This window comes from Bacillus cereus group sp. BfR-BA-01349 (assembly GCF_022663795.1).
Lineage (GTDB): Bacteria > Bacillota > Bacilli > Bacillales > Bacillaceae_G > Bacillus_A > Bacillus_A cereus.
Map to the genome: position 1 here is coordinate 26,017 of NZ_JAKUGE010000058.1, position 8,578 is coordinate 34,594.

The following is an 8,578-nucleotide window of genomic DNA, read 5'->3' on the forward strand; positions in this document are numbered from 1 at the left end:
AAGTGACAATTATTACAGCAATGTAACATTTTTTATGAAAACATTACACACGCAGTGAAAATAATAGTATACTAGTACGTACATAATGTTATTTTCATCATTTTTATACAAAAAATGTAATACATATATTTATACATAAATTTCTGGGGGGAAATAAATGAAGCTAAGTAAAATACTGATTGGTTCTGCAATTGCTGGGGGCATATTACTTTGTGTAGGCGGTGTTGGGGGATATCAATATGTATCCAAATTAAATAATCAATTAGATACTACTGCATTACCAAATACTACATTTGAAGGTATTTCTCTCGATGGAAAAAATAAGAAAGATATTCAAGCAATTATTAATCAAAGGGTAACTGAATTAGATCAAAAATCCCTTACCTACATATTCCAAAACGATAAACAAACTTACACATGGAAAGATTTAAGAGTAAATTATAAAGAGAAAGATATTATTGACAAAATCTTTAAAGAACAAGAAAGAAACGTAATGAATCGTTACAAAATGCGTAAGCAAGCTGAAAACGGTGAATTAAAACGTGACTATAAATTAACACCACAATTAAATGCAACAGCTTATGAAACCTTTATAAAAGATAAATATAATGAAACATTAAAAAATCCTGTTAATGCAGAATTAAGCATTGAAGGCTCAACAGTAAATGTTAGTCAAAGCCAAAACGGAGAAAAAATTGATAAAGGAAAACTAAACAGTTTAACAAACGAAGCTATTACTACTGGTAAATCAGATGTTACATTACCAGTTACATTCATAAAACCAGAACGCTCTACAGAAGATATACAGAAAATGGGTATTAAAGAAGTCATTGCTGAATATTCTACTCCAATGGCTGGCCGTAACGGAAATCAATCATTTAACGTAAATAAGTCAGCTAATACTTTAAGTGGGGTTATTGTGGCACCTGATGAAACATTTAGTTTTAACGGCCGCGTTGGCGTAAATGATGCTGCACATGGTTACAAATCTGCAGCAGTATATTCACAAGGTAAAGTAATACAAAGTGCAGGCGGAGGAGTTTGCCAAGTCAGTAGTACTTTATACAGCGCAGCTTTAAGGGCTGATTTAGGAATTGTTTCTCGAAGCAATCATTCTATGCCAGTAAATTATTTACCACTTGGGCAAGATGCAGCAGTAGCAGATTATGGTCCAGATTTAAAATTTAAAAATAATACAGGCAATCATATTTATATTCAAGCATTTTCAAATGGAGGTAGTATTACTACACGCATTTTCGGTACAAATACTGGTAAAAATGTTGAAGTTTCTTCTCAAGTAATTAGTAGGACTAGTGATAAAATCACAGCGGTTACGTATAAAAAAGTAACACAAAACGGGGAAGTAATATCAAATGGACAAATTTCAAAAAGCGTATATAAAAGCGCTCCAAAAGAATAGATAATATCAACCAAATAGCATAAAGAAAAAGGTGTGAGTAAATCACGCCTTTTTCTTTTGCAGTAATAGTAAAAAAGTTTCAAGATGATCTTTCGTTTCTTCTAAAGACCACATACGGTTTCCTTGCTTCGCAGCTAATACACACGCCTCTTCCCACGCGTTCTTTTTCTTCATATTTATTAATTCATCACGTAATTTCAAAACAATTTCTTCGTCTTCTTGTTCAATAAACTCTTCCATCACGCTTACTATTTCATCCTCATGAATACTTAACGTACAGTACGATTTAAGAAAGTATTGTAATGTCGTATACATAATGTACTCCCCCTTCTTATTTATCAGATGGATAAGAAGTAATAATCTTAAACCCTAATTCCCCTGACTTATCTCTTGCTAAAACAGTAACAGTTTTTACCAACTTGTCTTTTACACTCATATTTTTCTTTATTACCGTTTTTCCAACAGGGAATGAATGAGTTGTATTTATTACGAGACGAGCCTCTTTAGAATTTTTTAACCAATCTTGAATTTCCTTGTCATGTTGCTTCAAGCTATCTTTTACAGCTTTCGTCGCTGTTTCTTTATCATAGTATGTACTTGCGGCTGACACTTTATCTGTCTTCAAGCGATTCTTCAAATCCTCTTCTGACTTGCCTACATGTCTTTCAATCGTATGACCATTTTTAGGTGGTCCTTCCATTTCATCTAAAATATTATCACTAATTTTTTCTACCGATGTAGCTTGATTACCTGTCTGTTTCTCTGTTTTTTGTTCTTTTCCTGCACATCCACTTAAGATCAGCACTAATGCCAATAAACTACTGAAGAAAAGACTACTTATTCGTTTCATCATATCACCTCTTCCATGATTATTATCGCAACTTCACTAAAAGTCAATTTCACAACGAAAAAATCTATCAGTTTTCATTTTTTTCATCTATTTTTCCATATTTACCCCAGCAATTTCATCAACCCTCTATTTTTCGCCTTTCATAATATATACCCCCTATATTTTATAATTATTTCCTGAATAAAATCACCAATAATATAATTATAAAACTCTTTTAGACAAAGGTTTTTATACTGTTTTTCAAAATGATTTAAAATACCCCTATTTTTATATACCTAATACCCATACAAGGTATCAATACCCCTTCTCATCAACGTTTTTCTACATTATGTAAATTTTCCCTTGCCTATACAATCGAAATATGGTGTAATGCAAAAAAAGATAAAGGATTTTAAACAATGGCTGAAACGATTCAAAATTTCTTAACAGAATACTATTCAATCGCAATTCCACTTAGTATCTTAATTAACATCATCATTAGTCTTTTAGGTGTTATTCCTAGCATCTTTTTAACCGCCATTAATATACAGCTCTTCGGTGTAACAAATGGCACAATCATTTCGATCGCAGGTGAGGCCTTAGGGGCTATTATCTCGTTTTATATTTACCGCCTGGGCCTTCAAAAGTTCACTCACGATAAAGTAAATAAGTACCCAAAGGTAGAGCGTCTTCTTTATGTAGAAGGTAGAGAGGCCTTTCTACTCGTTCTATCGTTTCGATTGATACCTTTCATCCCATCAAGTATCGTGACTTTATTTGCAGCTCTAGGGAAAATGTCATTACTCTCCTTCAGTATTGCCAGTACAATAGGTAAAATACCGGCCTTATTGATTGAAGTATATTCGGCATACCAAGTCATGAACGGAACAAATGAAGCGAAGTGGGTTGTAACAATCGCAGGCGTTATTGGATTGTTTTATTTGTGGAAAAAATGGAGAAAAAAATAAAGAAGGAGCCTATGCTCCTTCTTTATTTTTGAGGTATTTTATTACTAGCTCTTCCTTAAAGCCTTAGTTTACACCAACAGCACTAAATGATTGCTTAACTGCTGCGCTACTTCAGCAGAATTTGCACCATATAAGTCTGCAGCAGCTTGTACTGCACCAGCACGAGCTTGACTAAATGTAGTAGATTGCGTGAAATACTGTGTATTTGCACGGTAGTAAATCGCACCTAATTTATCTTTCCCGATACCAGTTACAGTTACACCATAATGCGTACCACCATTTGCTAATAAATAAGCTTGTTTATTAATAATGCCGCTGTTTGTATGAACACCACCGTTATCACTTGAACCAGTGTAACGCTTAGAATAATGGTCTGGATCACCATACTTCGTAGGATCACTCATAGAGCGAAGTGCGTCTCCTGCTTTACCAGGTGTGTAAATATCTTCACCAATCTCCCAATCCGGGTTACGGTTATCATAGAATTCTACTAAAGTACCAAAAATATCAGAAATCGCTTCATTTAAAGCCCCTGATTCATTTTGATAAATTAGATTTGAACTATTTTCCGTAACAGCATGCGTTAACTCGTGACCAATTACATCAATTCCACCAGATAATGAAGTAAACGTTACACCATCACCATCTCCGTATACCATCTGTGATCCGTTCCAGAATGCATTGTTATAATTACTTCCGTAATGAACTGTCGATTTTAACGGCGCTCCTGCATCATTGATAGAATTTCTATTAAACGTAGCTTTATAGTAATCATATGTTTTACCTGCATAGTAATGAGCATCTACTGCTGCTGCATCATACGCTGCATTGAAAACATTATCTGCATCTGCCCATAATGTTCCTGGTAATGTTGAACGGTTTTTCGCATCATATGTGAAAATCGTTGCCCCGCGTGTATTATCTTGTAAGTAGTAAGATGATCCAGATAACGTTGTATTAAGCGACTTCGTATCTCCTAATACACCTTTACCAGTTCCTACTTTATTCGTTCCTGTTACAGGCTTTACAACAGCTTTCGCATCCTGTTTAGGAGCCTCTTGCTTAACTGGTGACTTATCATCATTCGTCACATGATCAATTGTATTAAACTTATTTAATACTTTACCGCTGTCTGCCTCAATGAAATAGTAGTAGTTTCCTGGGCTTGGATCTAAGAAGTTTAGATTTACAACATATGCATATGTTGTTTCCTCACCGTTTTGATATACATATAAGTCCGCTTTTGGTTCTACTTCATATTTCGGTGTTACCCCTAAATCTTGCTGCGCGATTTCAATTGCTTTTGCGCCTTCAATCTTATTTTTATTTTTCAACTTTTCCTTTTTGTCTAAATCAGGTGCAACTGTTCCAGACAATACTTTTAAAGAACCGTCTTTACTTACGTGAGCTACTTGAGTAGAACCCCATACAGGCACTCCTTCGTAAACTTGTTGCATACGTACTACTGTTGAATCAGTTACAGCATCTTTCTTCACTTGTTTCACTTTGAAAGAATCTTGTGCACTCTTTTCCCCTAGCTTGTAATCACCTTTTGCTGCGTTTAAGTAATCAAACACAACAGATTCTGCTTTCTTGCCAGTTGCTTCAGTTAGATCACCAGAAATAAACTCAGGTGACTGTACTGTCTCATTGTACTTCTTCGTAGAGAGCACATTTTTAGAATCCGCAAATGCAGAGCCTGTCCCTCCAAACGTTGTAACTGCCATTCCTGTCGCTAACACTAACGCTAAACTTTTCTTTTTCATGAACCTTCCCCCTAATAAAAAATTTTTTTGAAAAAGAGTAGTTTCATATTAGCATTATGTTTCCACTATTAATATACTAAAAATTCAAATAATTTTTTCTCAAGTTTTGTAGAATTTTGAGGAACAAATATTGAAAAACCCCTTTCCGGTTGGAAAGGGGGGGAGATTATAAATTAACTTGTTCAACAGTTTTAGCTTGTTGACCAACAATATCAGGTTTACTGCTATATTGATGTATTCCTCCAGCAACTGTAAGAGTCACTATAAACGCCAATACTCCAAATACCATCTTTTTCATTTTTATTCCTCCTTATTATCATTCATTAAATCAATAACTAACCTATAGTATCGATTACTTTCTTCAAATCTCGATAAACTGGAAAAATGTTCTGCTAGTTCAACGTATACTTTCTTTAATTCTATTTTATTTCCTGCAGATTTATACAACGGGATAGCCTCATTTTCCAAAAATGCTTTATAATCTTTTGCTTCTTCAAAATATTTATATCTAAGCATTAAAAGCAAATATAATTTTGCATTAAATCTCTCTTCCTGTTTTGCTGCATCAATTCCCTTATCAATTAATGTCCTTGCCTCTTCCAACTCTTCTAATTTAATGCATACTAATGCCATTTCGTATATTGTATCTAAATAGTTTAAATCTATTTGTTTTTGAAGTTGTAGACTATCTAAATAATATTTTTTCGCTTGCTGATATTTGCCTTTTTTATAATAGATACTTCCCATATTACTTAAAGTAATAGCTAATAGTACATCCTTATCAGCAAAAGATGTGGCCTCTCTCAATATACTCTCATACATTTTTAAAGCTTCTTCATACTGACCTTTTTCTGTATAACTTACCGCAATAAGGATTTGGCAATTAATTATGTTTCTAAACTTATATTCACTACGAAATCCTTCTAATGCCATATTTACAAAATGAATTGCAAGATGATGAATATCTAAATGAGTATATGCAAGCGCTATATTATAATACAAGCCTGTTTCATGATACCCCTGTTCTTTGGCCATTACTTCTGTTTTTAATAAGTAATCTAGCCCATCCTTCCATCTATACTGTAAACAGCACAATAATCCTCTACTGTACATATATAACAACTTCTGAAATGGAGAATATTTTTTATATACCTTCTTCAACTTATCTAATTCTTCTTCGAGCGCAGAAATATCCCTTTTCATAATTAAATAACGTGTATACAGCAGTTTATAATAATTTATAATTTCAAAATCCAACACATGCTTCATTTCACCTTGCAACTCTTCATATATACGTTCTACTTGTTGCTTGTCCAAATGAACTAGTGCATTCAACCATTCATCCAGCTTCCCCTTTACATCTTCTTCTACATCTCTCAAATCCGTCACAGCAATTTCTAGTCTTGTGCAGAGCAATTGTAGAATTTCTTCTGATGCTTCAATCTTTCCATTTTCAATCTTACTTAAGTATGAGACAGAACAAATGCCCTGACATAATTCTTCTTGTGTCATTTTTTGCTGTAGCCGTTTATAAAAGACTTGTTTGCCTATTTTTTCTAATGTGTGTTGCATTGTCCTCCTCCATTCTCATTACCCCCATTACTCTAATAATACATAAAATCTGGAGAAATATAAATTGATAAATATAAATTTTCTAAAAAATATGCATAATTTCATTTTTTTCTCTCTTGACTTCACATCAATATCTCTTCTTTGCTACGAATGGTGAAAAATTGGTATACTATAACCAAATTATGGAGGTGTTCTCGCGATGACTCATTATAAAGACGATAGTTATGCCTTACATACAGACCTATATCAAATCAACATGGCTTATACATATTGGAAAGATGGTATTCATAATCGCCGTTCTGTTTTTGATTTATATTTTCGAAAGCTTCCATTTGAGAACGGTTACGCTGTTTTTGCTGGCCTTGAGAAAATTGTAGAGTACATAGAAAATTTCAGTTTTACTGAAAGCGATATCGCTTATTTAGCAGAATTACAATTTGAAGAAGAATTCCTTCATTATTTACAAAATATGAAATTCACTGGGACGATTCGCAGTATGCAAGAAGGTGAAGTTGTATTTAATAACGAGCCTTTATTACGTGTTGATGCACCACTTGGTGAAGCACAAATTATTGAGACTGCCCTCTTAAATATTGTGAATTACCAAACATTAATTGCAACAAAAGCAGCACGTATGAAACACGCTGCAAGTAATGATGAGCTTTTAGAGTTCGGCACAAGACGTGCCCATGAGTTCGATGCTGCCCTTTGGGGGACACGTGCTGCCTTTATTGGTGGTTTCTCCTCTACAAGCAACGTTCGTGCTGGGAAACGCTTTGGGATCCCTGTAGCTGGCACACACGCTCACTCTTTCGTTCAAGCATATCGCGATGAATACGTCGCGTTTAAGAAATACGCTGAAACTCATAAAAAGTGCGTCTTTCTCGTTGATACATATGACACATTGAAATCTGGTGTTCCAAATGCGATTCGTGTTGCAAAAGAATTTGGGGATCGTATTGATTTCTATGGCATACGTCTTGATAGTGGTGATATGGCTTATTTATCAAAAAAGGCACGAAAACTATTAGATGAAGCAGGGTTTACAAATACAAAAATTATCGCTTCTAGCGATTTAGATGAATACACAATTATGCACCTTAAATCTCAAGGAGCAAAAATTGACGTATGGGGTGTTGGGACGAAATTAATTACGTCCTTTGAGCAACCTGCATTGGGGGCTGTTTACAAACTAGTTGCGATTGAAGATACTGACGGAAAATTAAATGATACGATTAAAATTTCATCTAACCCTGAAAAAATTACCACTCCAGGACTGAAACGAATTTATCGTATTATCAATCGGGTAAACAATCATGCAAAAGGCGATTATATTGCGTTAGATTCTGAAGAACCTGGAAAAGAAGAGCGCTTAAAAATGTTCCATCCAGTTCACACATATATAAGTAAATTCGTAACAAACTTTGAAGCCCGTGAACTGCATAAAGACATTTTCGTTAACGGTGAAAGAACATATGAACTACCAAGTATATTAGATATTCAAAAATATAATGAACAGAGTCTCTCTCTATTTTGGGAAGAATATATGCGAATTTTAAACCCTGAAGAATACCCTGTCGATTTAAGCCAAGAGTGCTGGGATCATAAAATGAATTACATTCAAACAGTTCGAGAACAAGTTGAAAAAAACATACAAAAGTAAACAGAGAAGTTTCCCCTTCTCTGTTTTTTCAATACTATATGGATATTTGTAAAAAATATATTAAAATAATAAGACGAATGTATTTTATTTGCAAATTTTAATATCACGCTATTTAAAAGTAAAATAATATTTGGTATTATTTTATTGAGTCAATTTCAACAAAATCACCAATAAAAAAAGGACGCGGGTTGGTCATCTCCCTGTCAAGTAGACAGTAATAAAAAGAGTATTATGCCACGGCCTTTTCCCGATATTCTATCGGGGAAAGCCCGTGAAGTTTTTCTTGGAATCTTTCTGTATTATAAAATTGAATATATTCTTGAATTGCTCGGTAGGCCATTTCATATGTTTTTGGGCACA

8 protein-coding genes and 1 pseudogene are annotated in these 8,578 nt (G+C 34.1%); 3 read left to right on the forward strand and 6 right to left on the reverse strand.

What is annotated here, in order from left to right; all coding sequences use genetic code 11:
- Positions 1-157: 157 nt before the first annotated feature.
- Positions 158-1,420 (forward strand): VanW family protein, encoded by a 1,263-nt coding sequence (locus tag MR169_RS24050; protein ID WP_242320138.1) that lies wholly within the window; start codon positions 158-160, stop codon positions 1,418-1,420.
- A 42-nt stretch (positions 1,421-1,462) separates the two neighbouring features.
- Here the strand turns inward: MR169_RS24050 and MR169_RS24055 are convergent, their stop codons facing one another.
- Together MR169_RS24055 and MR169_RS24060 are read right to left on the reverse strand one after the other, a co-directional pair.
- Positions 1,463-1,735 carry a hypothetical protein gene (locus MR169_RS24055; protein ID WP_000288803.1) on the reverse strand — a complete coding sequence of 91 codons (273 nt, stop codon included), beginning with the start codon at positions 1,733-1,735 and terminating at the stop codon, positions 1,463-1,465.
- Positions 1,736-1,751: 16 nt separating this feature from the next.
- The gene (locus tag MR169_RS24060) at positions 1,752-2,270 is read right to left on the reverse strand and encodes an RNase A-like domain-containing lipoprotein (RefSeq protein ID WP_000822699.1); all 519 of its coding nucleotides are present in this window, start codon (positions 2,268-2,270) and stop codon (positions 1,752-1,754) included.
- Positions 2,271-2,668: 398 nt separating this feature from the next.
- On the opposite strand from MR169_RS24060, the gene MR169_RS24065 reads away from it, so the two are divergent.
- The gene (locus tag MR169_RS24065) at positions 2,669-3,217 is read left to right on the forward strand and encodes a TVP38/TMEM64 family protein (RefSeq protein ID WP_000852232.1); all 549 of its coding nucleotides are present in this window, start codon (positions 2,669-2,671) and stop codon (positions 3,215-3,217) included.
- A 63-nt stretch (positions 3,218-3,280) separates the two neighbouring features.
- Here the strand turns inward: MR169_RS24065 and MR169_RS24070 are convergent.
- The 3 genes and pseudogenes from MR169_RS24070 to MR169_RS24080 form a co-directional block, all read right to left on the reverse strand.
- Positions 3,281-4,983 (reverse strand): annotated as a pseudogene (locus MR169_RS24070) (M4 family metallopeptidase).
- A 166-nt stretch (positions 4,984-5,149) separates the two neighbouring features.
- The gene (gene nprX / locus MR169_RS24075; protein ID WP_016112135.1) at positions 5,150-5,281 is read right to left on the reverse strand and encodes a quorum-signaling peptide NprX; all 132 of its coding nucleotides are present in this window, start codon (positions 5,279-5,281) and stop codon (positions 5,150-5,152) included.
- Between the two features lie 2 nt (positions 5,282-5,283).
- Positions 5,284-6,555, reverse strand: a complete 1,272-nt coding sequence (locus MR169_RS24080) for a tetratricopeptide repeat protein (RefSeq protein ID WP_001164881.1) — start codon at positions 6,553-6,555, stop codon at positions 5,284-5,286.
- Between the two features lie 199 nt (positions 6,556-6,754).
- On the opposite strand from MR169_RS24080, the gene MR169_RS24085 reads away from it, so the two are divergent.
- Positions 6,755-8,218, forward strand: a complete 1,464-nt coding sequence (locus MR169_RS24085; RefSeq protein WP_242320139.1) for a nicotinate phosphoribosyltransferase — start codon at positions 6,755-6,757, stop codon at positions 8,216-8,218.
- 229 nt (positions 8,219-8,447) lie between these two features.
- On the opposite strand, the gene MR169_RS24090 is transcribed toward MR169_RS24085, so the two are convergent.
- On the reverse strand, positions 8,448-8,578 hold a 131-nt coding region (locus MR169_RS24090; RefSeq protein WP_242320140.1), incomplete at its 5' end, for an IS3 family transposase.

Excerpts from the sequence above, each read along its gene's own strand:
- nprX (WP_016112135.1), bottom strand. The coding sequence starts at position 5,281 with ATGAAAAAGATGGTATTTGGAGTATTGGCGTTTATAGTGACTCTTACA.
- MR169_RS24085 (WP_242320139.1), top strand. The coding sequence starts at position 6,755 with ATGACTCATTATAAAGACGATAGTTATGCCTTACATACAGACCTATAT.
- MR169_RS24050 (WP_242320138.1), top strand. The coding sequence starts at position 158 with ATGAAGCTAAGTAAAATACTGATTGGTTCTGCAATTGCTGGGGGCATA.
- MR169_RS24065 (WP_000852232.1), top strand. The coding sequence starts at position 2,669 with ATGGCTGAAACGATTCAAAATTTCTTAACAGAATACTATTCAATCGCA.
- MR169_RS24080 (WP_001164881.1), bottom strand. The coding sequence starts at position 6,555 with ATGCAACACACATTAGAAAAAATAGGCAAACAAGTCTTTTATAAACGG.
- MR169_RS24060 (WP_000822699.1), bottom strand. The coding sequence starts at position 2,270 with ATGAAACGAATAAGTAGTCTTTTCTTCAGTAGTTTATTGGCATTAGTG.
- MR169_RS24055 (WP_000288803.1), bottom strand. The coding sequence starts at position 1,735 with ATGTATACGACATTACAATACTTTCTTAAATCGTACTGTACGTTAAGT.